A 25343-nucleotide genomic window follows, 5' to 3' on the forward strand; every position below is an offset into this window, starting at 1 on the left:
CTGGACAGGTGCGCACCGTCCTGGTTCCCGACACCGCCGGCGGGCAGTCGCCCGGCGGATGGACCGTTCCGGTCGACGCCGACGGACGACCGCTCGCCGCGGCCGAACACCACGGCGACCTCACGGCATTCGTCCGGGGGTGCGAGGCGACGGACCCGCCGCGGTGGATCTGGACCGGCACCGCCTCCGTCTACCCCGCACTGCTGCGCGGCGGAGCCCGCGTGCGCCGATGTCACGACCTCGCCTCGACACGCGCGATCCTGAACGTACGCGCCGGGATTCCCGCACCACCGGAGCAATCGGTCGACGAGCGTCCGGGACTGTTCGACGTCGTCCCCTCCGCCGACCTCGACTCGGTGCTCGCCGAGTTCGCCCGGCAGCGCGCCGAACTCGGCGGCCGTGCCCGGCTCGAACTGCTCGTCGCCGCCGAATCGGCGGGCACGCTGGCCGCCGCCGAGATGAGCTTCGACGGGTTGCCGTTCTCCGCCGACGCCCACCGGCAGGTGCTCGAGCGCACCCTCGGCCCACGCCCCACCGACGACGGGCTGCCGCCTCGGATAACCGAACTGAACGCAAGGATCGGTGCGGTGTTCGGTCGTGCGCTCAACCCCGCCTCGCACACCGAGGTGCTCGACGCGTTCCGGCGCGAAGGCATCGAGGTGCCGTCCACCCGCAAACGGGTACTGCGCGAACTCGACCATCCGGCGGTGCCGCTGCTCCTGCAGCACCGGGATCTGTCGAAGCTGCACAGCACCAACGGCTGGCACTGGCTCGACACCTGGGTGCGCGACGGCCGGTTCCGCCCGGTCTATGTACCCGGTGCCGTGGTGTCCGGGCGCTGGGCGAGCCGTGGCGGCGGGGCCCTGCAGATCCCGAAGGCGTTGCGGTCGAGCGTGATCGCCGAGACCGGCCACGTTTTCGTGATCGCCGATGCCGGCCAGCTCGAACCGCGCATCCTCGCCGCGATGTCCGGCGACCCGCGGATGACGACGGCGGCGGGGGCCGAGGACCTGTACGCGCCGGTGGCGGCGACCACGTTCGGCGGCGACCGCGCGAAGGCGAAGGTGGCCGTGCTCGGTGTGCTCTACGGCGCGACGTCCGGCGAGTCACGAGCGTTGCTCACGATGCTGCGGCGGAGTTTTCCCGAGGCGGTGGAGTTCGTCGAGCGCGCCGCGCGGGCCGGGGAACGCGGCGAGGTGGTGCATTCGTGGCTGGGTCGCGCGTGCCCGCCCCCCGACGCCGGCTTCTTCACGCACGGCGACGCGCGGGCCCGGGGACGGTTCACCCGCAACTTCGTCGTCCAGGCGACGGCCGCCGAGTGGGCGCTATGCGTGCTGGCCGATCTGCGCCTGCGCCTGGCCGCCGACGACGCCGGTGAACTCGTCTCCTTCCAGCACGACGAGATCGTGGTGCACACCCGCACGCCGGAGACTGCGACGGCACATCTGTCCGCCGCGGTGGGGTCGGCCACCCGGTTGCTGTTCGGTGACACGAAAGTGCGGTTCCCCATGCAGGTCTCGGTGCGCGACTGCTACGGCGCCGACGAGCCGTAGGCGGCGTACGTCCACAGGTGGAACGCGGCGTAGGCCCGCCACGGACTCCATCGCTGCACCCGGGCCGTCACCGCAGCGGCGGTGTCCACGCCGAGAGCCCTGCGCAGCACCAGATCTCCGGCGGGACAGGCGTCGCGGTCCCCGAGCACGCGCACGGCGAGGTAATCCACGGTCCACGGCCCGATTCCCGGCAGCGCGAGAAGGTCCCGGCGGAACCGCACCGGGTCGGACGGGTCGAGACCGTCGGCTGCGGCGCGGGCGAGCGCGAGCACGGTACGCACCCGGGCACCGGTCAGCCCCACCGCCGCCTGCAGTTCGTGCGGATCCGCACCCGCGAGCCGACTCGGCGACGGGAAGCAGCGCAGACCGTCGCGTCCCGGATCGCCGTAGCGCGCGACGAGGCGGCCGGCGAACGTGGCGGCCGCCGCGACGCTGACCTGCTGTCCCAGCACGGTCTGCACGGCGGTGTCGAACCAGTCCGTCGTTCCGAGCACGCGCAGTCCCGGCCGGGCCGCCACCATGGGCGCGAGGTACGGATCGGCGCCGAGCGCGGCGTCGATCGGGGCCGGGTCGGCATCGAGGTCCAGCCACCGCCGGACCGTCTGCTCGAGCTCGGGTAGGTCGCGACGGTCCGCATCGATCCGGACGGACACGTGCTCGGAGCGGGGCCGGATCGCGACCACCGCGGGACCGTGCCGCCCCCGCACCGACCGGACGTGCGTGCCGGTGTCCACGTCGTGCCGTTCGAGGCCGGGGACGGTATGGCTGCGCAGCGCGGCGAGCATCGGCGCCGCGGCCAGCGGCGGCGTCACCGTCGGCCGCAGGACGACGCTCACGCCGCGAGCTCGAGCCGGAGCAGGACGCGCTTGGCCTCCACCCCGCCCACGTACCGGCCGAGGTCGCCGTCGCTGCGCACCACGCGATGGCACGGCAGGACGACGGGCAGCGGATTCGTCGCGCACGCCGTGCCCACCGCCCGGACGGCCCGGGGGCTGCCCGCCACGGCCGCCACCTCGGCGTAGCTCGCGGTCCGGCCGTAGCCGGGCAGGTGCGTGATCACCTCGCGCCGGAAGCCCCGCGCCAGACTCAGGTCGAGCGGCAGGTCGAACGTGGTTCGGGTGCCGCGGAAGTACTCGTCGAGTTGGCGGGCGGCGGTGTCGAGCCGCGCGGGCGCGGCCAGGATGCGGGGGCTGAGATCGGCGGCGAGCCGGTCGAGGACCGCGTCGTGGTTCTCGACGGCGTAGGCGACTCGCACGAGTCCGGCGGGGGTGGCGGCGAGCAGCAGCGGCCCCACCGGGGTGTCGACGATGCGGTAGGCGACGTCGAGCAGGTCGGCGTCGGCGGCAGCGGCGGTCAGCCGGGCGTGCAGGCGGGTCAGGTCGGCGGTGTCGACAGGGGACGGTTCGAGCGTCATGACGGTTCCTCCGTCGGATAGCGGCGGCGCAGCGCGGCCCGGCCGTCGGCGGCGGCGCGGCGCGCGGCGTCGGTGGAGTTGCCGAGGATCGTGGCGATCTCGGCGTAGGGCAGGCCGACCACATGGTGGTAGACGACGGCGGCGCGTTGGGTGAACGGCAGCGCGGCGACCGCGGACCACAGGTCGTCGTCGGGTGCGGGGATGCCCACCTCGGCCGGGCGCTCCGGGAGAACGGCGACCGGTACCGGCGTGCGAGCCCGGGACCGGTGGACGTCGACGGCCTTGCGATGGGCGATCGTCACGAGCCACGCTTCGACGTTGCTGCCCGGACGCAGCGCCGGGTAGGCCCGCAGCGCGGCGAGGAACGTCTCGGACCAGGCGTCGTCGGCATCGACGGGACCGAGCAGCGCACGGCACACCCGCAGGACGGTGCCGCCGTGTTCGGCGACGACCCGCTCGAACGGGGGCAGCGGGTCACTGGCGTGCACGGGTCACCTGCGCCTCCCGGTCGAGCAGGTAACGCTTGCGGTCGAGACCGCCTGCGTACCCGGTGAGGGTGCCGTCGCGACCGATCACGCGGTGGCAGGGCACCACGATGCTCACCGGGTTGCGGCCGTTCGCGGCGGCCACCGCGCGCACGGCGGTGGGGTGCCCGACCGCGGCAGCGAGCTCGGTGTATGTGCACACCGTGCCGTACGGGACGCTCTGCAGCGCCTGCCATACCCGGCGCTGGAACGGGGTCCCGTGCAGCTCGAGCGGCACGGTGAAATCGGTGCGCCGGCCCGCGAAGTACTCGTCGAGCTGCTCGATGATCTCCTCGAAGCCGGTCGCTGCGACATCTCCGAAGGCGTGCGGCCCGGGCCGGTGCCGGTGTTCGGCGAGGTACAGGCCGCTGAGGGACCCGTCGGTCCGCACCACTGTCAGCGGTCCGATCGGTGAGTCGACGACCGTGTGGGTTCGCGTCGCGTTCACAGGTTCGATCCTTCCATCCGGCGTATACGAGGTAGACGCCTCCACGGACGCAAACGTGAGATCGATCCGTGACACAGTTCACCGGGTTGCGGTTGGAATACCCGGGAACGGGTCCGTGTTGAAGAGTTCGGATCGGCACGCTCCGTGTCCCCCGGGCTCAATATTTCTGCCTTTGCAGAGTTCCGTCCGGCTGGAGCTGCATTGCGCCTTTCGCCGTGAGGCGACCGGGCGTGTCGGTCCTTCATCTTTCCTCGGGTGCGTGGCTCCGCCCCGGCTGGGGAACCCGGACTCATGGCCAGGCGAACCGAACCCGCGGTCGCGGCGTCGAGCCAGTGGATCGACGACGACGACGGAATCCGATACCCGCGCGGCAATACGCAACCTGGACGCCCGGCGCCAATCAGACCCTGTGCGGAGTCCCGCTCTCCCGTGCCCGCCTCGCCCGTTTCCCGCACGTGCCGTGGAGCGAGGCGCTGTACCTGGCGGACACCGGCGAGCACGGTGTCGTACCGTGCCGCCGCTGCACCGCGGCCACACGCCACGATCGGCCCCGCTGGACCCGCACGGACCCACGGCCCTGACCGCCGGTTCGGCCCCGAGCCGGGACGCGCGATGCCATGCTGAGGAGCCATGACGGAACCGAGAGAGCGGGCCCGGAGCTTCGAACGGTATCTGACGTTCCTCGACGCGATCGTGGCCATCGCGATCACCCTGCTGGTGTTGCCGCTCGTCGATCGAGCCTCCGATCACGAGGGGACGACGATCGAATTGCTGCACGACGCCGCGGGGGCGCTCGGGGCGTTCGCCCTGAGCTTCGTCGTCATCTTCCGGTTCTGGTGGGGGCAACACCGGCTGGTGCGCGACATCGTCGCCGACGATCCCTGGGTCGATCGGGCCCTGTTCCTGTGGGTGTTCACCATCATCTTCCTGCCGTTTCCCTCCGCGCTGGTGGCCACGAACTCCGACGAGACCGCGACACGCGCGCTGTACATCGGCACCATGGCGGCCAGCGGGGCGGCGCTGATGCTGTCGGCGTGGGCCGCCGGCCGGCACCCGGCCATCACGGCAGGTGCCGCGCCACCGGATCTGGCGGGGACCGTCGCGTTGACGGCGCTCCTGCTGGTCGCACTGGTCCTGAGCGTCACCGTCCCGCCGCTGTCGTACTATCCGCTTCTGCTGTTGCTGCTGTCGAGTCCGTTGACGAGGCTCGTGCGGCGCGGCCGACACCCGTCCGGCGCTCGAGTCAGGTCACCGATCGGAGCCGCTCGCCGCCCAGTCATCCGCGGCGACGATCGTCAGAGCGGATGACCGGCCGGAGAGCGGGTACCCGCTCGGACAGCACCCGCTCGAGCTTCCCGGCCGCGCCCCGCAGTACCTCGGTCGCGTTCCTCGGCAGCATCCCGTAGTTCGGTGCCGCGGCGAGCACCGCAAACCCTCCGCCCGTGCAGAATCCGATCACGCCGGCCTTGCCGGTGCAGCCGGCTGTCCACCGGCAATAGCCGCGCGCCAGCCGGTCATCCGCGGCGACGATCGTCGACTCGGATGACCGAGCGGCGCGCGGGTGTGGGAACGCCTCACCTTCGAAGTGGACTTATTTTTTCTTTTGGGTATGGTCGAGCCGAGTTCGCGATTGCCGATTCGGAAAGGATTGACAATGGCTGCCAAGTCCGCCGTCAAAAGTTCCAAACAGTCCGCCCGCGCTTTGAAGGAGCGCCGCGCGGAAAAACGCGCCAAGGCTCAGGATGCGGGTCAGCTCATCCGCAAGCGCAAGAGCTGACCACTCGAGCAGAGCCAGGACACTCATTCGAATGCACTCCACGACAACGACTCTGGAGACCCTGTACCGGAATATCGGGGAAATGATGACGCGAGGCCGGAATCTCGAAATCGTTTTTCCGGGATACCGCCAGGGGCTGGAAACCGCCCGGTTGTACGTACTCGACGAACTCGCCCGATGCTCCGGATTCTCGATGGCGAGAAAGGACAACACCGAGCAGAAGGCACGAGCCGCATGAAAATCACCAGACACGCGCTGCAGAATATTCGCAGCAATCTGGAAAACGAACTGGCGACCGTCGGATCGTCCACCCACACCGCGGGCTACCGCCGCGGGCTCCACGATGCCTTGGCGCACGTGGTCGCGCTGCAGGACACCACCGACGCGCGCACACCGCACTGAACATCTCCCCTCGCTCCGTCCCGGCCGATGCATCCGGGACGGAGCGTCGTCTCGGCCCGGTGGGCCGGTGTCGAAAGCGATGACCGAACCATGATGCGCATCCCTGCGAGCGCGCCCGTCGCCCGGCTCGAGCCGGGCAGCACACCCGTGCGGGCCGCTGTGCTGAAGGTGATGTTCCTACCCCTGGACATCGGCGAACGGCCTGTACCGCCCCCGGTACCCGCCGTGTCCTACGCCGAGCCGTTCCTGCCGGCCCGGATCGCCGGCGGCACCGACTATCTCGAACGCCCCGCGGCCCTGCTGGCGTTCCGGCACCGCACCGAGCCCGGCACCCGGCTGACCTTCGGGACGCCTGCCTCCGCCGCGCACTCGCGGCCGTACGACGGACCGGCGGGCGCATGTGCGTCGCTGTGGGAGGTCCCTGGCACCGGACCGGTACTGGTCTGCGAGATCCTGTCCGCCGACCCACCGGGTGCCGTGCTCACCTGGCACAGCGACCCCCTGTTCGACGGCGCCGAGACGGGCTTCCGGCGAACCCTCGACACCTTCCTCGCCCCGTTCGGGATCACCGCCGACGCCAGTCTGGTGGACCTGTTCCCGCGGCTGGACACGCGGTTGCCCGACACCGAGGTGTACCGCCCTCTCGCGCAGGTGGCCGTCCGCACCGCGCCTTTCCTCACCGACGAACCCTCGATCGAGGGTCTGGTGGTCGAGGTTGCCGGCGACGGGCGCGAGGCGGTGCGCCGGCTGGTGGACTGCCCACCCGCCAGTGCACTGGCCGAGGCGGCCGCACGCTCGTGCGGACGATTGCAGGCCTGGCACCGACCGGCAGCGACGGACGTGGCCGTACGCGGGGACGGCCGGGCGTTGCTACTCGACCTCGCCGCCGGCGGCGGACACGTCGGCGCGCACGGCCGGGAGATGCTGTACCACCTGATCGGCTGGGCGGGCCTGCGCGCACAACTGCATGCCGATCACCGTCGCCTGCTGACCGCGCTGCGGCGGCACGAGACGCTCGACCCCGACGAGATCCGCACCGCCCTCGACGATGTCGCCCGGGCACGGGTACGACTCGTCGAACTGGCCGTGCTGTCCGCCGAGGCCCGTCCGGCGCACACCGACCCGACCTGGGTACGCACCCTGCTCGTGTCGTCCGGCGGCGAGGAGGTCACCGCGGCGCGGGTGGCGGTGGAGGAGTTGTGCGACGCCGCAGAGCGGGTGTTGTGGCAGCGCTTGCACCTGCGCTCGACTCGTCGGTCGCGGTGGGCCGACCCGAAGGCGACGGCCGCTGCCGCGACCTGGGTGGTGTTCGTCGTTGCGGTCACCGCGTTCACGGCGTCGACGCAGGTCCTGGCAGCTGCGGCGATCGTCGCCGTGGCCGCCGGTGCGGCCGTGGCGTTCGTCGAGTCAGTCGAGCGCCGACGGGCGCCGAAGCGACGACGCCGAGACCGCCGGTGAGTCGCGCCGCAGGGCATTGCGCCCGCCCCTCCACACCTGCTCCGGACATCGACAACGAACGCGACGGTTGTCGATGTCCGGCGTTGTCCAGCCTGCGAGGCGGGCGGCGGAGAACCGAGCTCAATGCCCCAGTGTGGCGCTCAGCTCGGGGATCCGCGTCACCAAGGCCGAGTACACGAGACGGTCGTTCACCCGGTCGTAGTGGTGTGCGATCAGGTTTCGCATCCGTCCGATCGCCACCCAGTCGACGCCGGGGAACTCGGACTTGAACGTCTCCGGCAGCTTCTCGACGATCGTGGCCACCTGGATCAGGACGTGCCGGCCGTTGTTCCGCAGCACGCGCCCGTAGGGACTGTCCTCCAGGTAGGCATCCAGACCGAGTCCCACCGTGTAGGCCGCATCTGCCGCGAAATCGGCGAGGTCCTGTAAACGACGGCGAACGCGCTCGTCTGCATTCCCCTCCGATGTCACAGCTCCTCCGATGTCACAGCGCCACGGCTTCCTCCCGGGCCCTGTCCCCCACCCGCCCCCCGGCTCGCCCGTCGATGATCTCGACCCGCACGGTGAGCATGTCTTCCAGAGCCTGCTGCAACCCGAGAAGGTCGACGATGTCGTGGCGGTCGCTGAAATCCACGATGAGGTCGATATCCGAGGCGAAGTCGTCGTCGCCACGCGCCACAGATCCGAACACCCTCGGGCTCGGCAGCCCCGCCTCGGCGAAGAGCTCGCACACTTCCCCACGTCGGGCTGCCAGAGCCTCGGAGGGGCGAACGGGCAGCGCTGCCGTCAGCGCCGAACGGGCCGGCTCGGACGGCTGCCGTCGTCCGGTCTCGATTGCGGCGATCAGAGGCTGCTTGATGCCGGAGCGCTCGGCGAGCTCCCGCTGCGAGAGACCCAGAATCCCCCGCCGGATGCGAACGAAGTCACCGAAGCCGCCAGCCACGACATCACGATAACAGATTTTGTTATCACTTGAGGTGATGTGGCCGGACGCGGCCCATGTCCCGCAGCCAGTCACGGGCTCGCTCGGATGCGCAGTTCTCGTGACGACTCGCCGGGCAACCGCCGCGAGAACTGCGCTCCCGGCAGTGCCGCTCAACCGAAGTTCACCTGACGACGAGCGTTCGCGAGGCACGTGACGGCGCCCGTCCCGAACGGACCGAGCCGGTCGAACAGCACCGAGGTGCCCACCGCGACGCCGTCGGCGCTGAGGTGGTGGTCGGCTTCGACGCCGACCTCGGTGCCGACGGGCAGCCGCGAGAGAGTCAGGGTGAGGTCGCCGTTGATGAAGCCGACGCCCTCGTCGCTCCAATTGGCCATGAAGCTGGTGCCCTCACCGACGACCGCGGTCCGCACGAACGGCGACATCCTCTCCCCCACGATCACCGGAATCTGTCTGGACCACATGCGTTTCCGGCTCGCGTTCTGGTGCTCGGCCCGCACCTGCGACCAGCCCTCGGGGTGGGCGTCGCTGCCGAACCAGGTGCGCGCGAATCCCGACTCCGGGTCGTCGAGCGCCTCGACGGGCGGCGTCGGGTGCTCGTCGCGGGTCCACACCGTGCCCGGCGGCTGCTCGGACGGGCGCAGGTAGACGACGGTACCGCGGGCGGTGACGTCGTCGCCCTGGATGAGGTAGGCGTCGGCGACGCGGATGCGGTTGCCGTCGCGCACGCGGGTCGTCTCGAACCGGACGGGCGCGTTCTGCACGGGCCTGAACAGGTCGACGGTGAGCCGGGCGGGAACGAACCCGTCGGGACCGTGGTCCTTGTCGAGTTCCCGGGCGAGCAGGCCGGTCACGCACGGCCCGGCCAGCATGGTCGACGACCAGGGGCTGACGGCGTACTTCGTGGGAAGGCACGTGCCGTCGGATTCGGTGAAGTATCCGCGCGTGGAGTCAGGCATGGTCGGATTCTCGCAGTGTCCGTTTCCGCGGCTCCCGGTCAGGTTCCGAGGTCCTCGCTCGCGCTGCGGTATCGAAGCCATGCCATCGCCGCACCGCAGGCCAGGACGGCGCCGGTCGACGCGCCCACCGACGACCACGCCCACGCACTCGGGCTCCACCCGGCCGGGTCGTCGGTGAGCGGGGTGTAGGCCGTCCACCCGAACTGCGCGAGCAACGGCAGCGCCAGCACCGCCGGCAGGGTCAGCGAGGTGACGGTCACGGGCGCCGTCGACGGCAGGGACGCGACGATCGTGTACGCGGCGGCGAACGGCACCACGAGGACCGTCGCCGCGAAATTCGCGTTGTCCCACGGGGGACGATCGAAGATCCCGGCAGCCGCGGCGAGCGCGAGCAGACCGACCCCGATCAGCGGCATCGGCCTGCGGCGACCCAGCCACACACCGACAGCCACGAGAACCGGCCCGATCAGCAGCGCCGGCCACGCGGCCGGCGACCACGAGACGGCGCCGCCCACGGCGACGACCATCGCCGTCGCCGCCAGGAGCACCGTCCCCGTCCGTCCCCGCAGCCACAGCGCCGCAGCGATGAGCACCGGCACCGCCACCAGACCCCACAGCCACCGACCCTCCCCGAGGTCGTCCAGGGAGAACAGCGCGTGGTGGAACGACCAGTACAGCCCCACCCCGAGGATCGGCGCACCGATGCCGATGGCCACCTCCCGCCCGCGCGCCCGGGCGACCGGCGCCGTGTCGTTTCCGGCGGTCAGCGCCACCACCCCCGCCGCGACGGCGGCGACGATCGCCAGCGGCAGCCACACGGCATCGACCGGCTGAACGCTCGCTGCCAGGTAGGACGCGTACCGCTGAGGCGCCGAGTCCAGCTCCCGGAACTGCGCGAGCGGCTCGGCCGTCAGCAGCCCGGCGACCACCGCTCCGGCCAGCGCGGTGTGCAGCTTCTCGGCGCCCAGCACGACGAGCGCGCCGAGCAGCAGGCCCGCGCCGATCGTCGCGACGTACACGTCGAACCGCCATCCTCCCGGCAGCGCGACGACGGCCACCGCCATCGCGCCGACCAGGGCGGCCGCGAGCACGCGCCGGCGAATCGCTGCCGCTACGGCCAGCGCCGCGAGCGCTCCCGCTGCAGCGGCGGCGACGTCGGAGGTGAACACCGGGCCGGGCAGCAACCCGTCGGCCAAGGGATAGGTGTCGACGCTCGGGGCGGCCAGCACCAGGCCGGCGGTGAAGCCGCCGACGACGAGTAGGACATATCGGAAAATTGACGCCACGCCCTACCATCGCCGGGCGGCTCACCTCGGGCGTGCTCGACGCGCCGGACTCTCTTCGGATTTCGTCACGCACGCCCGAGGCATCCGAACGCGCGTTCGAGTTGACGGTACGCGCCGGCCGTGCCACCATCCCTCCATTGGCCTGAAAACAGGTCGACCCCGGCAGGTGTTGCAGCACCGCACCGGGGTCTGGGCACACGACAGAGGAGACTGTCATGCACCGTAGGGTGGAGTCTATCCACACGCCCGGCAGGGGCGTGTACCCGCAACCGCGCGCGCGTTCCGTCGCGCCGATCCCCCACCGCGGCACCCGCGCCCGGTTGACGTCCTGACGCACGAGCCCCTCGGCATCGAGGGGCTCGTCGTGCATCGCTGTTCCCGATGTGCGCCAGGGTAACCGAGGCACACCGGTCCACGTCGCTACTCTCCCGTGGTCCGACGTCAGCGCACGGACGCTGCGAGCGCGAGTTCGTCGCGCTCGAAACCGACTGGGCACCAGTACCTTTGTCCCCGTAGCTGGTGGCGGGGCACCTGATCGCGCGGGTCGACACGTTCGTTCGGGTCCAGCACAGCCGCACGTCGCCCGCGACGTGGGGCCGAAAGTGCTGGCCGAGACGGTCTATCGGGGTATGGCGACCGGGCAGCGTCGGGGAAGGGGCCGAAGAACACAGGGACCCGCAGGGTCTCCGCTCGGTCGAGGGCAGCCGCCCGCAGGGCGTCCGCTTCCGCAACGTGCCTCATCCTGGGCACATTCGTCATCCGCCGGGAACCCCGCCACCGAGGAAGTCCGTCACCGCCTCCATCACCTCGGCGGTCTGCTCGTCGTGCGGGTTGTGCCCGGCACGGTCGATGATCCGAAGGCGCGCATGGGGAATGCCGGCGGCCAGCTCCAGTTGGCACTGCGGCGGGAACACGAAGTCCTCGCGCCCGGCCACGACGAGCGTGGGGGCGGTGATCTCACCGAGCCGATCCACGACCGTCCAGTCCCTCATCAGGTGCCGGCCCGCGAAGATCAGCGGCTCCGCCCGGGGCCTCGAGCGCCACGCCCCGCTGCTCAGTTCGCGCGCCAGCATGGCGAGGCCGGAGCCGTGGAAGTACGCGTCCCCGATCTGCGAGAAGATCGAAAAGTACTCGCGGGGGGTGAATTCTCCGTTGAACCACCGCCGCGCCAGCTCCGCCTTCTCCCGGCCGTAGCCGCGTGCGAGCAGTACCTCGGACGCGTTCTGCCGCTCCCAGTGACTGTCGGCGCCCGTGTCAATCAGCACGAGGTGCGTGACCCGCTCGGGGTAGCGCAGGGCGTACTCGAGCGCGACCTGCCCGCCGAACGAATGCCCGAGCACCGCCCACCGCTCGAAACCGAGACTCTCGCGCAGGGCGTCGGCGTCCGCGGTGAGGTTCTCCCACGTCATCGCTTCGACGGGTGCACCGATCGAGCGCCCGTTGCAGCGGTGGTCGTAGAACACCAACGTGAACCGGTCCGCGCACTGCCGGAAGGCCTGCATCGTCCACATATCCGCCGACGGTCCGCCGTGCATGACCACCAACGGAGGTCCCTGCCCGACCACGTCGACATTGAGGGAGGTGTCCCGGATCGGGACCCGGCCGGGCCGGACGCGGTGCAGGCTGCCACGCCATTTCACCGCTGCCGACGAAAATCCACGAGAGTGACGTCGTCGCACCTCGCCTGTTGCCGTGTTCGAACTCGTTGTCCGCGAGCTATTTTCGATGTTGCGCTTGAGGACTGCCAGCATGCGTGCCTGCATGATCCACACGACCGGCGGAAAGATCCCGGAGTAGACGAGGCGCGCGACCCATCGCGGTCGGCCGGCTTGATACCCGCTGACGACGAGGCGGGTGCGTCCGCCGGGCAGTTCCTTCAGCTGGAAGCCCCACAGTCCTTCCAGATAGGCGGACGGGCGCGGCTGACCGGGGTCGAGGGTGCCGCCCCGCAGATCGATCAGCCCGTACAGCCCGAGGAACCGGTTCGGCTCGACCCGCGCGACCTTGTACGCGTCCAGAGGTCCCGCCCCGGGCGCCCAGTACTTCAGTTGGTCGCCGGGCCGGATGTCCTGCCATTCCGGGTGCACTTCCCGGGCGCTCGGACGACCGGCGTTGTCCAGGTGATCCCAGGAGTACCAGCCGCCGCGGTCCCAGCCCATCTGCACCAGCCACGGCCACACCTGCTCGGGCGGCGCGTCGATGGTGACGGCCATCGCGCCCGATTTCTCCCCGTCGGGCACCAGATCCGCACCGGGGAACGGCCCGCTGACCTCCTCGTCGGTGGCGCCCCACCGCACGAGCCGCGGGCGCACGAAGCGTCCGTAGACCACGGCTGCCGCCGCGCCTGCTACCGCCACCTTCGGTGCGACTGCCATGTGTCCAGCGTGCGCCGGTTTCCCGGTGCTTCACAAGGGACAAGCGGCCCTCGTCATCCAACTCAGCCGCCGGTGACACGGCTGCCGCTTCGCAGGCCCGAATCCCTGGTTCGAGAGTCTCGCCGAGGCCTCTCACCGGCCGTAGTGATAGCGGCACGCAGCGATGCGGACCTCTGCGTCAGTGATCTTGTAGACCAGGCGTTGTTCATCCGTAATGCGCCGGGACCAATAGCCTGCGAAATCATGTTTCAACGGCTCAGGCTTGCCGATTCCTTCGTTACCGTTGCGCAGGATGTCCTGTACCAATGCGTTGATGCGTCTCAATACCTTCCGATCCTGGGTCTGCCACCACAGGTAGTCCTCCCAGGCATTGACGTCCCACACCGGCCGCACGGTCAGTCGTCACCCTCGATCAGTTCGTGCACTTGCCCCTCGCCTGCCTCGAGCCGTTCCATCGCGTCGAGCAGACGTCGAGCGTTCGCCGGTGAACGCATCAGGTAAGCCGTTTCCCGCAGCGACTCGAAGTCCGCCAGGGAGACGATCACAACGGGCTCGTGGCCCGAGCGGGTAATGACGATCTCCTCTCGGTCGTTGACGACAGAGTCCAAGACCTCGGCGTACCGGGCGCGCGATTCGCTGTAGCTCATAGTTCGCATGACGACCTCCATCCTTGTACAGAAAATTGTACCTCTAGCCGCGGCGGCTGGCCCCTTCCCCTCGCTCCCCCTGATCGATATCGGTTGCGGACCATTGGGGGGCTTGCTCGCGCTGCCGCCGCCGACTCGATCGGCCAGTACGTCGACTGACGGCTCACCCCTACGTCCGCCGCGGTCTGAAGCGAGCCCACCTCTCCGAGCGAAATCGGCCGAACCGGCAGATGGTCGACGACTCCGGCCGAACGGGAGCCCTAGGATCGAGGATGGAAGCCTGGAGATGCGTCCCGAGGACGCACAGCTCACGAAAGAGATAGCCATGGCCGACGAACAGTCCTTCTGGCAGTCCCATCGCACTCTTGCCGGTGTGGCCCGCGACGCCGAACGCTTCGCGGTGCACCTGCCCCTGGTGGGCCGGCTCGGCATTCCCCGGCCCGAACAACTCGCCTATTTCGCCGGCCTCGGCCTGCTCGTGGCGTTGGATCTGATCGAGTGGCCCGTGGCGGTGGCGATCGGTGTGGGCCAGGTCCTGGTCACCGAGCATGCCAAGTCCGCCGCCGAAGATCCTGGCTCGCCGGCCCCGGGGGCGGCGACGGACGGCAGCCCGGGCGCCGCAGTCGTCCCTGCGACGTAGCCGAGCGCACCGGACGCCGTCCCCGCGGCGGTGCACTCAGGACGGCGGTGCATTCAGGACGGCGATCACCGCTTCCTTGCCGGCGCCTTCTTTGCCAGCGGCTCCCCAGTCGTCGACTTTCCCGCCGACGGCTTTGCCGCGGCCGCGGTCGGGGCGGCGCCGGGGCTCGTCGGTGTGGTGTCCGGGGTCGGCGCCGGCGCACGCTCGGTCGTGGGAGCGCCGGACGTCGGGGTGGGGCGGGGTGTGAGCAGCCGGATGGCCAGGGCCGTGGCGCCGAGTCCGGCCAGCACGGGCGCGGCGGCAATGCCGGTTGCCAGTCCGGTAGCGCCCAGCACGACGATCGTTGCCGCCGCCGTCGGCGTCGACTCGGCTCCACTGCCGAGACCGGAGCGAGCTCCTTCGGCGGCGCCGCGCACGCTGCCTGTCAGTGCGCCTATGGCGGCGCCGCCGACGGCACCGGCGGCGCGGGTGGTGGCGTCGGCGGTGCCGATGACTACCTGCGTGGTCTTGTCGAGGACATTCATCACTGCTACCTCCCGATCCGAGCGAAATGCGTCGCGGGTTGCCCCCGACCGCAGTGTCGCGCGACCGCAGCGGCCCGGGCTCGAAATCGGTAGGTTCGAATGCCACTCACTTCGAATGCCACTTACGGAGACGCGCTCCCGGATCTCCGGTCGACACGGCCGATGCTCGCCCGAAGACCTGGTGACGAAAACGATACGGCGTCCGCCACTGCGGTGTCACACCCCGACGATCGGCGCCGATCTCGGAATGCCGTCGAGACTGTCGGCGCCCGGAACCGTCGCCGGTCCCCGCGCGGGCCGGGCACCTCCGTCCGGCAGGATGAGCACATGATGTCGCTTCTCGCCGCGCCCGTCGGAGCCGCCCGCCTCGTCCTGGACCGGACCGTGGAGGTCGCCGAGTTCGCGGTGTCCGTCCCCGGCCGCGTCGTCAACCTGCTCGAGACGACCGAGGCCCTGGTGGGGCGTATCGACGGCGTCGTCACCGAGGCCCGCGAGATCGTCGCGCGGATCGACGACGTGGTCACCGACGCCCGCGCGACCGTCGGGAGGGTCGGCGAGGTCGTCGACAGCAGTTCGGCGGTGGTCGGCGAGGCGGCGACCGTCGCGCACCGCGCGCAGGACGTGGTGGCGTCGGCCGGCCGCACGTCCGACTCGGCGGGCGAACTGCTCGACACGTATGCCCCGATGGCGACGCGGGCCGCGCCGCTCGCCGGCCAGTTCATCGACGAGCTCAGCGCCGAGGAGGTGCACGCGGCGGTCGTGCTGCTCGATCAGCTGCCCGAGCTCGCGGACCGGATGACGGCTCTGATGCCGATCCTCGGCACGCTCGAGACCGTCGCCCCGGAGATCCACGAGCTGCTCGGGGTGGCGAAGGACGTGCGGCAGGCGATCGTCGGCGTGCCGGGGTTCAACTTCCTGCGCCGCCGCGGCGAGGACAAGGAGAACGGCGACGACGACTGACCGTCACGGCCGGACGAGGATCTTGACGTTCTCCTCCTTGTTGGAGATCAGTTCCTCGAACCCGTGGGCGACGATGTCGTCGAGGTCGATGCGGCCGGTGATGAACTGGTAGGGGTCGACCTTGCCGGAGGCGATCATCTCGATCGTCGCGGGATGGTCGTTCGCGTAGGCCAGGCTGCCGAGCAGGTTGACCTCGCGGAAGACCAGGTCGTTCATCGCGACGGACGCCTCGTGGCCCCAGATCGCGACGTTGACGCACGTGCCGCCCGCCCGGGTGGACAGGATCGCGGACTTCAGCACCGCGTCGATGCCGGCGCATTCGAAGGAGACGTCGGCGCCGCGGCCGCCGGTCAGCTCGAGGACTTGCTCGGTGACGTCGCCGTCGCGCGGGTCGATGATGTGGTCGGCGCCGGCCGGCTCGGCCTTCTTCTTCCGCACGTCGGCGGGTTCGACGACGATGATCTGGTCGACACCGGCGGCGCGCAGCGCCGACGTGGTGACGAGGCCGATCGGCCCGGCGCCGAACACGAGCGCCGAGTGGCTCGGTCGCGCTCCGGACAGGCGCACCGCGTGGTACGCCACGGCGAGGGGTTCGACGAGGGCGCCGACGTCGGTGCCGAGTTCGCCGAGCGGGTGGATCCAGCGCCGCTCGGCGACGACGTACTGGGAGAACCCGCCCCCGTAGCCCGACAGACCCACGAATCCCAATGTGCCGCAGACGTTGTAGCGTCCGTTGCGGCAGGCATCGCAGCGACCGCAGATGATGTACGGCTCGACCGCGACCCGGTCACCGACGCGCAGATCGTCGACGCCGTCCCCGACTTCCGCCACGACGCCGGCGAACTCGTGTCCGAGGGTGATCGGCACGGTCTCACCGGTGACGGGGTGCGGCGTGTCGGCGGGCGGGGCGAAGATCGGGCCCTCGAGGTACTCGTGCAGGTCGGTGCCGCAGATGCCGCACCACTCCACCTCCACCTTGACGGTGCCGGGGCGGGTGGCCGGTTCGGGAATGTCCTCGACCCGGATGTCCCCGGGGCCGTGGAAGCGGGCTGCCTTCATGGGTCGATCTCCTCGCTGTACGGGCGTCGGATCATGGTCGGCCTAGTCCGACGCGGGATCATCCGGGTGCGCCGCTGCCGAGGCCGGCGCGTGATCCAGCACACAGCGGGCACGTCGCCGCGGCAAACGTTGCAGTGCGTTGCGCGTACCGTCGGGTGTGGTGCCGGACACACCCGAGGGCATATGCTCGCGGCAACTCGACCGACGAGAGACGGAGACCGTGGGCAACTTCAGCGCCATCGAACCGGGCACCGACCTGCACCGATACGCGCGCGAGCTGGCGCGTATGCACGACGCGGTGATCGGTGGCGGCCAGTCGCCGCTGCGGCCGCGGTCGGTGGTCGCGCGGTCCTGGACGCGGGTGCTCGGCGCCGGCCTCGCACCCGACGGCAGCAACGCCCGCGCCCTGCTGCCGCTCGCCGAGGTCGAACGCCGGCGCCGCGCCTCGCCCCTGTCGGGCGTGATCGGCGACCTCGAGCAGGTGGTGTGCTCGGTGGCCGAGGCGTCGCACATGCTGATGGTGGTGACCGACGCGGACGGGATCGTGCTGTGGCGGGCCGGGTCGGCGAAGGTCCGCAGCCGGGCGGACAGCCTGGGGTTCAGCGAGGGCGCCCGGTGGACGGAGTCGACCGTGGGCACCAATGCGATCGGCACGGCGCTCGCCGAGGCCGCCCCGGTGCAGTTGTTCTCCGCCGAGCACTTCGAGCAGTCCCAGCATCCCTGGTACTGCACGGCCGCCCCGATCCACGATCCCCGCACCGGGGAACTGCTCGGCGTGGTCGACGTGAGCGGTCCGGCGCTGACGATCCATCCCACGATCAGTGCGCTGGTGGAGACGGCGGTACGGCTGGCCGAGGCGCAGCTGTGGCGGCTGCACGAGAACCGGCTCGAGCGGCTGCGCACGGTCGCGGCACCGGTGCTCGCGTCGATGAGCGGTCCGCTGCTGCTCGTCGACGAGCACGGGTGGGTGGCGCACGCGTCGGGCGTCGCGGCCACCAAGCGGGTGGCGGCACCGACCGCCGACCGCACCCTGAGTGTGCCGGGCCTGGGGATGTGCGTCCCGGAGCAGCTCGCGCACGGCTGGTTGATCCGGCCCGCCGGGGGTCCGGCGCGGATCACGATGGAACTCGACCTGTCCGGCGCGCCGACGGTGGTCGTCAGCGGCGCGGACTCGACGTGGCGCAGCGCGCTGTCCGCGCGGCACGCGGAGATCCTGCTGATGTTGCACCTGCGGGGCCGCGAGGGGATGACGGTCACCGAACTCAGCAACGGCATCTACGGCGACCCGGACCACGCCGTCGCGGTGCGGGCGGAGGTGTCCCGGCTACGCCGCGCGCTCGGCTCCGTCGTCGAGAGCCGCCCCTACCGGCTCGCCGACTCGGTCGACCTGACGCTCACCCTCGGTGCGGCCGAGCGGCTCTCGGACTGCGCGTTCGTCCGGCACAGCGCGAGCCCGGCCGTCCGCGCGCTGGCGGACGGCCGGTGAGAGCTCACGCCCGGTAGGCGTCCGTCCCGGCGCGGCTGAGCACCAGGCGCGGCAGCACCGCGCGCGACGACAACCGCAGCACGGCGTCGACGAGTTCGACGACGTCGTTCACCTCGAGCATCTCCTCGGCGGGGATGCGGTCCTTGATCCAGTCGGACATGTCGGTGTCGACGTAGGCGGGCGCGATCGCCGACGCGCTGATGCCGTTGCCGGACTCCTCGGCGTTGAGGGTCTCCACGAGGGAGATCAGCGCGGCCTTGGTCGCCCCGTACACGGCCAGGCCCGCCTCGGCGTAGACACCGGTGATCGACGACAGCGCAACCACTTTCGCTCCACGACGCGGAGCGGCCGATGCGGCCTTGCGCAGCAGCGGCAGTGCCGACTGGACGAACGCGAACGGGGTCTCGAAGTTCACCGACACCGTCTTGCCGAACCGCCGCATCGGGAACTCGGCGATGGTGCCGGCGGTGCCGACGCCCGCGTTGAGGACGAGCGCTCGCATGCTGCCGAACGTCTCCTCGTGTGCCGCGACGACGCGGCTCGCGGTTTCGGGATCGCCGAGGTCGGCGGCGACGACGCGCACTTCGGGCGCGCCCGCGTCGCGAAGGTCGGCGGCGACCGCGTCGAGCCGGGCCTCGTCGCGCGCGGTGAGCGTCAGACCGTAGCCCTGCTGCGCGAGACGGGTGGCGACACCGAGCCCGATGCCGCGCGACGCGCCCGTGACGAGCGCACTGGGGCTGGCGAGATCGGTTGTCATGCGCCACCTCCCCGCAGCGCGGCGAGTCCGGCGGCGGCGAAGACCGGTACGGCCTCCCCCGCCTTGTCGAAGCCGTCGCCGACGGTCGCGCCGACGCGCCAGCGGTGGTTGATGCCCTCGGCGATGACGGCGAGCTTGAAGTTCGCCAGTCCCATGTAGAAGTCCCAGTGGGCGAGCTCGCGCCCGGTCGCGGCCGCGTAGCGCTGGGCGAGGTCGTCGGCCGACGGCAGGCGCGGGCTGGTCCATGCGGCGGACTCGCCGAGCACCTGGTCGAGCGCGGGGTTGCGGTACACGCACATCAGGGCGACGTCGGTGAGCGGGTCGCCGAGCGTCGACAGCTCCCAATCCACCACCGCCGCAATCTTTCCCGCGTCGCCGGGATCGAGGATCGTGTTGTCGATGCGGTAGTCGCCGTGCACGATCGACGCCGCGGACGATGGCGGAATCGAGTCGGCGAGAGCGGCGTGCAGGCGGTCGAGGTCGTCGAGGTCGCGGGTCTTGACCCGGCCCCACTGACCGGCCCACAGCTTGACCTGACGCGCGACGTACCCGTCGGGGCGACCGAGGTTCCCGAGACCGACGGCTTCGTAGTCCACCGAGTGCAGGGTGGCGAGCACACGGACGAGTTCGCCGGTGCACGCTTCGATCTCGGTGTCACTCAGGGTGGCGAGGTCGTCGGTCGTGCGGATCACCCGTCCGGTGACGTGCTCGACGACGGTGAACGGGGCGCCCATCACGGAGTCGTCCTCGCACAGGGCGACCGTGCGGGCAACCGGCACACCGCAGCCCTGGAGCGCCGAGGTGATGCGGAATTCGCGGGCGACGTCGTGGGCGGACGGGGTGAGTCCCGCCGTCGGCGGCCGCCGCAGCACCCACCGCGACGTGCCGTCGGAGATCGCGTACGTCAGGTTCGACTTGCCACCGGAGATGAGATCGGCGCGCAGTTCGCCGTCGAGGGCGATGCCCGAGTCCTCCAGATAGCGTTGCAGGGCACCCAGGTCGAGCCCCTCGTGCTGTGCGGTCTTCATGCCCGGCCCTCCTTCGCGGCGGCCTTCTTCGCGGCGCCGACGGCCCGCTTGGCGATGGCCCAGCGGTGCACTTCGGACGGTCCGTCGTAGATGCGGAACGGGCGGACCTCGCGGGCCAGGCGCGCGACGGGCAGGTCGGCGGAGACACCGAGCCCGCCGCACATCTGCATCGAGCGGTCGACGATCCGGAACACCGCCTCGGCAGCGAAGGTCTTGGCGATGGACGTGGAGTTCGACGCGTGGGAGCCCTGGTCGAGTTCCCAGCACGCCTGCGTCAGCAGGGCGCGGGTGGCGGCGATGTCGATCTCGTTGTCCGCGACCATCTTCTGGATCATGCCGAGGTCGCCGAGTCTGCTCCCGAATCCTTCGCGTTCGGCGACGCGGGCGACGGCGATGTCGTGGCCGCGACGGGCGGCGCCGAGCCAGCGCATCACGTGGGTCATGCGGGCGGGCCCGAGCCGCACCTGCGCGTAGGCGAAGCCCTGGTCGACCTCGCCGAGGACGGCGGAGTCCGGCACGAACAGGTCCTCGAAGAAGACCTCGCAGTGGCCCCCGATCATCGCGCGGTCGATGGTGTCGATGTGCCGGCCGACGGTCAGGCCGGGAGCGTCCGCGGGCGCGAGGAACATCGTCGCCCCGCCGCGCTGCCCGGGTTCGCCGGAGGTGCGGGCCATGATGATGAAGAACCCGGCGCCGTCGGCGCCGGTGATGAAGTACTTGCGGCCGCTGATCTTCCAGCCGCCGGGGGCCTTCTCGGCGCGAGTGGTCAGGGCGTTGGGATCGGATCCGGCGCCGGGGGCCGGTTCGGTCATCGCGAAGCCGGACCGCACGTCGCCGTGGGCGAGCGGCGCGAGGAACTGCTCCTTCTGCTCCGGGCTGGCGATGTGCGCGAGCATGTGCACGTTGCCCTCGTCGGGCGCGGCGATGTTGAGTGCGATCGGCCCGAACAGCGAGTACCCGGCCGCCTCGAACACCGGGGCGCGGTCGACCATGCCGAGGCCGTGGCCGCCGTACTCGACGGGCGCGTGCGGCGCGAAGACACCGGCCTCCTTGGCCGCCTGCTGCAGCTTCACGCGCAGGTCGTCACCCCCGGCGGCGGTGATGTCACCGTTGTGGGCGTCCTCGACGGGCAGCACGTGCTCCCGGACGAACTCCTCGGTCTTCGCCACCAGCGCCTGGACGTGTTCCGGGTACGACAGATCGACAGCCATCGCGATTCCTCCTCCTCACCCCGACCGATCGATCGCTCGGTTGCCTCAACCGTGACATACCCCACCCCGCGCGGTCAACCCAGGGCGCCCTACCGAGCACCTACGGCGCCGTGCCTACCGAGCGCCTACGGCGCCGTGCCTACCGAGCGCCTACGGCGCCGTGCCTACCGAGCGCCTACGGCGCCGTGCCTACCGAGCGCCTACGGCGCCGTGCCTACCGAGCGCCTACGGCGCCGTGCCTACCGAGCGCCTACGGCGCCGTGCCTACCGAGCGCCTACGGCGCCGTGCCTACCGAGCGCCTACGGCGCCGTGCCTACCGAGCGCCTACGGCGCCGTGCCTACCGAGCGCCTACGGCGCCGTGCCTACCGAGCGCCTACGGCGCCGTGCCTACCGAGCGCCTACGGCGCCGTGCCTACCGAGCGCCTACGGCGCCGTGCCTACCGAGCGCCTACGGCGCCGTGCCTACCGAGCGCCTACGGCGCCGTGCCTACCGAGCGCCTACGGCGCCGTGCCTACCGAGCGCCTACGGCGCCGTGCCTACCGAGCGCCTACGGCGCCGTGCCTACCGAGCGCCTACGGCGCCGTGCCTACCGAGCGCCTACGGCGCCGTGCCTACCGAGCGCCTACGGCGCCGTGCCTACCGAGCGCCTACGGCGCCGTGCCTACCGAGCGCCTACGGCGCCGTGCCTACCGAGCGCCTACGGCGCCGTGCCTACCGAGCGCCTACGGCGCCGTGCCTACCGAGCGCCTACGGCGCCGTGCCTACCGAGCGCCTACGGCGCCGTGCCTACCGAGCGCCTACGGCGCCGTGCCTACCGAGCGCCTACGGCGCCGTGCCTACCGAGCGCCTACGGCGCCGTGCCTACCGAGCGCCTACGGCGCAGCGCGCAATGGCGAGGTAGCGGCGGACGACCTCGTCGGGAGACAGCGGTCCGTCCGGCCGGTACCACGAGGCGACGGCCACACACATCGTGGTCACCGCCCGGCTCGCATCCTCCGGGAACTCGGTACCGAACTCGCCGCTCGCCACCCCGTCCCGGACGATCTCGTCGAGCATTCGCTGCTGCTCGTCGCGCAACGCGATGTAGGCCTTCCGGTTGTCCGGTTCCATGCTGCGCATCTCGGTGGAGGCGACGAACGCCTGGTTGCGCCGGAACATGTGGTACCGCAGCAGCGACTCGACGACGGCGTCGAACCGCTCGGACGGTGTCGGTCCGGCCTCCTCGAGGGCTTGTCTGCTCCGGTCGAGCAGATCACGCATCACCAGCGTCGTCAACGACACCAGCAGCGCCTGCTTGGACGGATAGTGGTGATACAGACCCGGAACCGACAACCCGGCCCGGGCGGCGACCTCCCGGATCGAGGTGCCGTCGTAGCCCCGCTCGGCGAACGCCTCGAGGGCAGCCTCGAGCGGCTTGGGCAGGGTCGACGGCCCGTACTGCCGCCATGTCCCCGGTTCGACGGCTTCCTCACGCGTTTCCATGGCATCACCGTAGGCGACCCTGCGGGGCCGGCCGAACGTCACCGCCGGCGGGCCGGCCGAACGTCCCCGCCGGCCGGCCACGGAGCGAGGTGCCGGTATTCGCTCTCGTCAGTAGTCGTCGTCGCCGTAGAGCACCATGCCGCGCAGGTTCCGACCCTCGTGCATGTCGGCGTAGCCCTCGTTGATGTCCTCGAGCCGGTACGTCTTGGTGACCAGCTTGTCGAGTTCGAGCTGTCCACTCCGGTACAGGTCGAGCAGCTTCGGGATCTGCGATCGCGGGCCGACGCCACCGAAGATCGCACCCTGCAGCCGCTTCTGCAGCAGGGTCAGCTCGAACAGGCTCAGCGTGACCTGGGTGTCGGCGGCGCTACCCATGCCGACCACGACGACCTGCCCGCCCTTGCCCGTCAGCGCCATGGACGGAGCGATGATGTCGCCGTGGATCTCGCCGACGGTGATGATCGTGACGTCGGCCATCGCACCCCAGGTGATCTCGCCGATCACCGGCAGCGCCTCCTCGATCGAGGCGAAGGTGTGGGTCGCCCCGAACTTCTTGGCCTGATCGCGCTTGAACTCCACCGGATCGACGGCCACGACGTGCCGGGCACCCGCGTGCGCAGCACCCTGTACCGCATTGATGCCCACGCCGCCGATGCCGATCACGACGACGGAGTCACCCACCTTGGTGCCGCCGATCGCCGTCGCGGAGCCCCAGCCCGTGGCGACGCCACAGCCGAGCAGGGCGGCCTTGTCGAGCGGGATGTCGTCCTCGATCTTGATGACCGACGCCTCGTGCACGGTGACGTAGGGCGCGAACGTGCCGAGCAGGCACATCTGGATCACCGGGTCACCGTTGAGCGTCACCCGGTGGGTCTTGTCGGCGATCGCCTGCCCGGTGAGGAGGTTCGCCCCCTCGTCGCAGATGTTCTGCAGGCCCTTCGCGCACGCGCGGCACCGTCCGCAGGCCGGGATGAAGGCGAGCACGACGTGGTCGCCCTCCCGGATGTTGGTCACGCCCGGTCCGACCTTGGTGACCACGCCGGCACCCTCGTGCCCGCCGAGGATGGGGAAGGACGCCATCGGCGTCGCGCCGGTGCGCAGATGTTCGTCGGAATGGCACAGTCCGGACGCAGCCAGACGCACCTGTACTTCGCCGGCGACCGGATCGCCCAGGTCGATCTCCTCGATCTCCCACGGTTGATTGAGCCCCTTGATCACCGCAGCCTTGGTCTTCACGAACCCTCCCACCGGATCCACTGTGAACTGTGTCACCATGAGTAGAGCAGGACGAGCGTCCGAACGGACCGCTTTGAGGATCTCCCCAGGACGCGAGTTACCTGATACTTTGGGTAACAGAAATGTCCCCACGGAGGTACAGATGATCCACATCCGTCACAGCGCCGTCGCGGAGGTCCCCGTCGACGTGGCGTTCGCCTACCTCGACGACCACCGCACGGTCCCCGAATGGATGTACGGCGTCCACCGCTTCGAACCGGTGGGATCGCAGGTCAACGGCATCGGCGCGATCTTCGACGCCACCATGCAGATCGGCCCGAAGGGCCTCGATTCACGCCTGGCGATCGTCGACTGGGAACTCGACCGCAGGATCGTCCTCGACTCCATCGCCGGGTTCCGCACCTCCTCGTGGTGGGAACTCGCCGATCTCGGCGACGGCCGGGTCCGCCTCGATGTCGACTTCGCTTACCAGCTCCCCGGCGGGCTGGCCGGACGGGCACTGGGCAAGCTCGTCGAACCGGTGGTGAGTACCGCGATCCGCCAGACGGAACAGGCGCTGCGCTCGAATCTCGGCCGCGTCGCCTGAGCGGCGCGCGCTGTCTGCGAGCAGGGAAATTCGCCCGCTCGTCCGGAATTCGCCCGCCCTGTGGCACGGGCGGATTCCGAAGGCGCGAGCATGTCCGCTAGGTTCCCGGCGGAGGTGCCCGATGCCCGACGCCCGTCACATGATCCACGTGCGCCACGACGGGGTGGCGCACGTCGAACTCGACACCGCCTTCGCGTATGTCGCCGACCACCGCACGGTCCCGGAGTGGATGTACGGCGTGACCCGCTTCGAGCCCGTGGGCAGGCAGGTCCGCGGTGTGGGCGCGGTGTTCGACGCGTGCATGCGGATCGGGCCGGCCACCTTCGACTCCCGGCTCGAGATCGTCGAGTGGGAAGACAACCACCGGATCGTGCTGAGCTCGATCTCCGGGTTCCGCACCCGGTCGGCGTGGCAGTTCGACGACCTGGGCGACGGCGACATGCGGCTCGCCGTCGACTTCGGCTACCAGCTGCCCGGCGGTCTGGCCGGGCGTGCGGCCGGGCTGCTCATCGAGCCCCTGGTGGGCACGATCGTGCGGCGGACCGAGAACGCGCTGCGGGACCAGGTCGTCCGGAACGCCTGATC

Annotated in this window: 28 protein-coding genes; 10 read left to right on the forward strand and 18 right to left on the reverse strand. The window is 70.7% G+C overall.

The features are described from left to right. The first annotated feature begins 8 nt into the window (after positions 1-8). Entirely contained in the window at positions 9-1553 is a 1545-nt protein-coding gene (locus QYS60_RS17445; protein ID WP_371383770.1) for a bifunctional 3'-5' exonuclease/DNA polymerase, read from the forward strand. Here QYS60_RS17445 and QYS60_RS17450 read toward each other — a convergent pair. From QYS60_RS17450 to QYS60_RS17465, 4 genes are read right to left on the reverse strand one after another with little or no spacing between them, the layout of a single operon-like run. Continuing rightward, the gene (locus QYS60_RS17450; RefSeq protein WP_371383771.1) at positions 1532-2389 is read right to left on the reverse strand and encodes a DNA-3-methyladenine glycosylase; all 858 of its coding nucleotides are present in this window, start codon (positions 2387-2389) and stop codon (positions 1532-1534) included. The genes QYS60_RS17445 and QYS60_RS17450 overlap by 22 nt on opposite strands. Beyond that, positions 2386-2967, reverse strand: coding sequence for a methylated-DNA--[protein]-cysteine S-methyltransferase (locus QYS60_RS17455; protein WP_003934428.1), 582 nt, complete (start codon positions 2965-2967; stop codon positions 2386-2388). Before QYS60_RS17455 ends, QYS60_RS17450 begins: the two co-directional genes overlap by 4 nt. Continuing rightward, complete coding sequence (locus tag QYS60_RS17460; protein WP_003934429.1) at positions 2964-3455, reverse strand: RNA polymerase sigma factor; 492 nt, start codon at positions 3453-3455, stop codon at positions 2964-2966. The genes QYS60_RS17455 and QYS60_RS17460 overlap by 4 nt, the downstream gene beginning before the upstream one ends. After that, positions 3442-3939 carry a methylated-DNA--[protein]-cysteine S-methyltransferase gene (locus QYS60_RS17465; protein ID WP_371383772.1) on the reverse strand — a complete coding sequence of 166 codons (498 nt, stop codon included), beginning with the start codon at positions 3937-3939 and terminating at the stop codon, positions 3442-3444. Before QYS60_RS17465 ends, QYS60_RS17460 begins: the two co-directional genes overlap by 14 nt. A 630-nt stretch (positions 3940-4569) precedes the next feature. Between QYS60_RS17465 and QYS60_RS17470 the strand changes: the two genes are divergently transcribed. The 4 genes from QYS60_RS17470 (at position 4570) to QYS60_RS17485 (ending at position 7576) form a co-directional block, all read left to right on the forward strand. Further along, complete coding sequence (locus tag QYS60_RS17470; protein WP_371383773.1) at positions 4570-5247, forward strand: TMEM175 family protein; 678 nt, start codon at positions 4570-4572, stop codon at positions 5245-5247. A gap of 346 nt (positions 5248-5593) precedes the next feature. Further along, positions 5594-5716, forward strand: coding sequence for a hypothetical protein (locus QYS60_RS17475; RefSeq protein WP_255325546.1), 123 nt, complete (start codon positions 5594-5596; stop codon positions 5714-5716). 234 nt (positions 5717-5950) lie between these two features. Then, positions 5951-6118 (forward strand): hypothetical protein, encoded by a 168-nt coding sequence (locus tag QYS60_RS17480; RefSeq protein WP_210063094.1) that lies wholly within the window; start codon positions 5951-5953, stop codon positions 6116-6118. A 90-nt stretch (positions 6119-6208) separates the two neighbouring features. Further along, positions 6209-7576 carry a hypothetical protein gene (locus tag QYS60_RS17485; protein ID WP_371383774.1) on the forward strand — a complete coding sequence of 456 codons (1368 nt, stop codon included), beginning with the start codon at positions 6209-6211 and terminating at the stop codon, positions 7574-7576. Positions 7577-7696: 120 nt separating this feature from the next. Here the strand turns inward: QYS60_RS17485 and QYS60_RS17490 are convergent, their stop codons facing one another. From QYS60_RS17490 to QYS60_RS17520, 7 genes are all read right to left on the reverse strand, one after another. Next, positions 7697-7963 (reverse strand): DUF86 domain-containing protein, encoded by a 267-nt coding sequence (locus tag QYS60_RS17490; RefSeq protein ID WP_371383775.1) that lies wholly within the window; start codon positions 7961-7963, stop codon positions 7697-7699. 97 nt (positions 7964-8060) lie between these two features. Then, positions 8061-8519, reverse strand: coding sequence for a helix-turn-helix domain-containing protein (locus tag QYS60_RS17495; RefSeq protein WP_371383776.1), 459 nt, complete (start codon positions 8517-8519; stop codon positions 8061-8063). 152 nt (positions 8520-8671) lie between these two features. After that, a complete protein-coding gene (locus QYS60_RS17500; RefSeq protein ID WP_371383777.1) occupies positions 8672-9478 on the reverse strand; it encodes an acyl-CoA thioesterase domain-containing protein in 807 nt (268 codons plus the stop codon). 38 nt (positions 9479-9516) lie between these two features. After that, positions 9517-10764, reverse strand: coding sequence for a hypothetical protein (locus QYS60_RS17505; protein WP_371383778.1), 1248 nt, complete (start codon positions 10762-10764; stop codon positions 9517-9519). 755 nt (positions 10765-11519) lie between these two features. Continuing rightward, on the reverse strand, positions 11520-13139 hold the full coding sequence (locus QYS60_RS17510; protein ID WP_371383779.1) for an alpha/beta fold hydrolase: 1620 nt from the start codon (positions 13137-13139) through the stop codon (positions 11520-11522). 132 nt (positions 13140-13271) lie between these two features. After that, positions 13272-13532, reverse strand: coding sequence for a Txe/YoeB family addiction module toxin (locus QYS60_RS17515; protein WP_371383780.1), 261 nt, complete (start codon positions 13530-13532; stop codon positions 13272-13274). Between the two features lie 2 nt (positions 13533-13534). Further along, on the reverse strand, positions 13535-13795 hold the full coding sequence (locus QYS60_RS17520; protein ID WP_003934441.1) for a type II toxin-antitoxin system Phd/YefM family antitoxin: 261 nt from the start codon (positions 13793-13795) through the stop codon (positions 13535-13537). A gap of 316 nt (positions 13796-14111) precedes the next feature. On the opposite strand from QYS60_RS17520, the gene QYS60_RS17525 reads away from it, so the two are divergent. Then, positions 14112-14426 carry a hypothetical protein gene (locus QYS60_RS17525; RefSeq protein WP_371383781.1) on the forward strand — a complete coding sequence of 105 codons (315 nt, stop codon included), beginning with the start codon at positions 14112-14114 and terminating at the stop codon, positions 14424-14426. 65 nt (positions 14427-14491) lie between these two features. Here the strand turns inward: QYS60_RS17525 and QYS60_RS17530 are convergent, their stop codons facing one another. Further along, positions 14492-14950 (reverse strand): hypothetical protein, encoded by a 459-nt coding sequence (locus tag QYS60_RS17530; RefSeq protein ID WP_371383782.1) that lies wholly within the window; start codon positions 14948-14950, stop codon positions 14492-14494. 327 nt (positions 14951-15277) lie between these two features. Here QYS60_RS17530 and QYS60_RS17535 point away from each other — a divergent pair, with 327 nt between their 5' ends. Continuing rightward, positions 15278-15910 (forward strand): hypothetical protein, encoded by a 633-nt coding sequence (locus QYS60_RS17535; RefSeq protein WP_003934444.1) that lies wholly within the window; start codon positions 15278-15280, stop codon positions 15908-15910. 3 nt (positions 15911-15913) lie between these two features. On the opposite strand, the gene QYS60_RS17540 is transcribed toward QYS60_RS17535, so the two are convergent. Next, positions 15914-16969 (reverse strand): 2,3-butanediol dehydrogenase, encoded by a 1056-nt coding sequence (locus QYS60_RS17540; RefSeq protein WP_371383783.1) that lies wholly within the window; start codon positions 16967-16969, stop codon positions 15914-15916. A 220-nt stretch (positions 16970-17189) separates the two neighbouring features. On the opposite strand from QYS60_RS17540, the gene QYS60_RS17545 reads away from it, so the two are divergent. Next, the gene (locus QYS60_RS17545) at positions 17190-18455 is read left to right on the forward strand and encodes a helix-turn-helix domain-containing protein (protein WP_003934446.1); all 1266 of its coding nucleotides are present in this window, start codon (positions 17190-17192) and stop codon (positions 18453-18455) included. A gap of 4 nt (positions 18456-18459) precedes the next feature. Here QYS60_RS17545 and QYS60_RS17550 read toward each other — a convergent pair whose 3' ends face one another. From QYS60_RS17550 to QYS60_RS17570, 5 genes are all read right to left on the reverse strand, one after another. After that, complete coding sequence (locus QYS60_RS17550) at positions 18460-19212, reverse strand: SDR family NAD(P)-dependent oxidoreductase (RefSeq protein ID WP_371383784.1); 753 nt, start codon at positions 19210-19212, stop codon at positions 18460-18462. Continuing rightward, positions 19209-20240: a phosphotransferase family protein gene (locus QYS60_RS17555; RefSeq protein WP_371383785.1), complete on the reverse strand. Its 1032-nt coding sequence runs from the start codon at positions 20238-20240 to the stop codon at positions 19209-19211. The genes QYS60_RS17550 and QYS60_RS17555 overlap by 4 nt, the downstream gene beginning before the upstream one ends. Continuing rightward, positions 20237-21451, reverse strand: a complete 1215-nt coding sequence (locus tag QYS60_RS17560; RefSeq protein ID WP_371383786.1) for an acyl-CoA dehydrogenase family protein — start codon at positions 21449-21451, stop codon at positions 20237-20239. The genes QYS60_RS17555 and QYS60_RS17560 overlap by 4 nt, the downstream gene beginning before the upstream one ends. An 864-nt stretch (positions 21452-22315) precedes the next feature. Next, on the reverse strand, positions 22316-22936 hold the full coding sequence (locus tag QYS60_RS17565; RefSeq protein WP_003934450.1) for a TetR/AcrR family transcriptional regulator: 621 nt from the start codon (positions 22934-22936) through the stop codon (positions 22316-22318). A gap of 108 nt (positions 22937-23044) precedes the next feature. Beyond that, a complete protein-coding gene (locus QYS60_RS17570; RefSeq protein ID WP_003934451.1) occupies positions 23045-24172 on the reverse strand; it encodes an NDMA-dependent alcohol dehydrogenase in 1128 nt (375 codons plus the stop codon). Positions 24173-24314: 142 nt separating this feature from the next. On the opposite strand from QYS60_RS17570, the gene QYS60_RS17575 reads away from it, so the two are divergent. Both QYS60_RS17575 and QYS60_RS17580 read left to right on the forward strand, forming a co-directional pair. Further along, entirely contained in the window at positions 24315-24758 is a 444-nt protein-coding gene (locus tag QYS60_RS17575) for an SRPBCC family protein (protein ID WP_054372077.1), read from the forward strand. 139 nt (positions 24759-24897) lie between these two features. Beyond that, positions 24898-25341: an SRPBCC family protein gene (locus tag QYS60_RS17580; RefSeq protein WP_371383822.1), complete on the forward strand. Its 444-nt coding sequence runs from the start codon at positions 24898-24900 to the stop codon at positions 25339-25341. Positions 25342-25343: the final 2 nt, after the last annotated feature.

This window comes from Rhodococcus sp. GXMU-t2271 (assembly GCF_041414735.1).
Classification (GTDB): domain Bacteria; phylum Actinomycetota; class Actinomycetes; order Mycobacteriales; family Mycobacteriaceae; genus Rhodococcus; species Rhodococcus indonesiensis.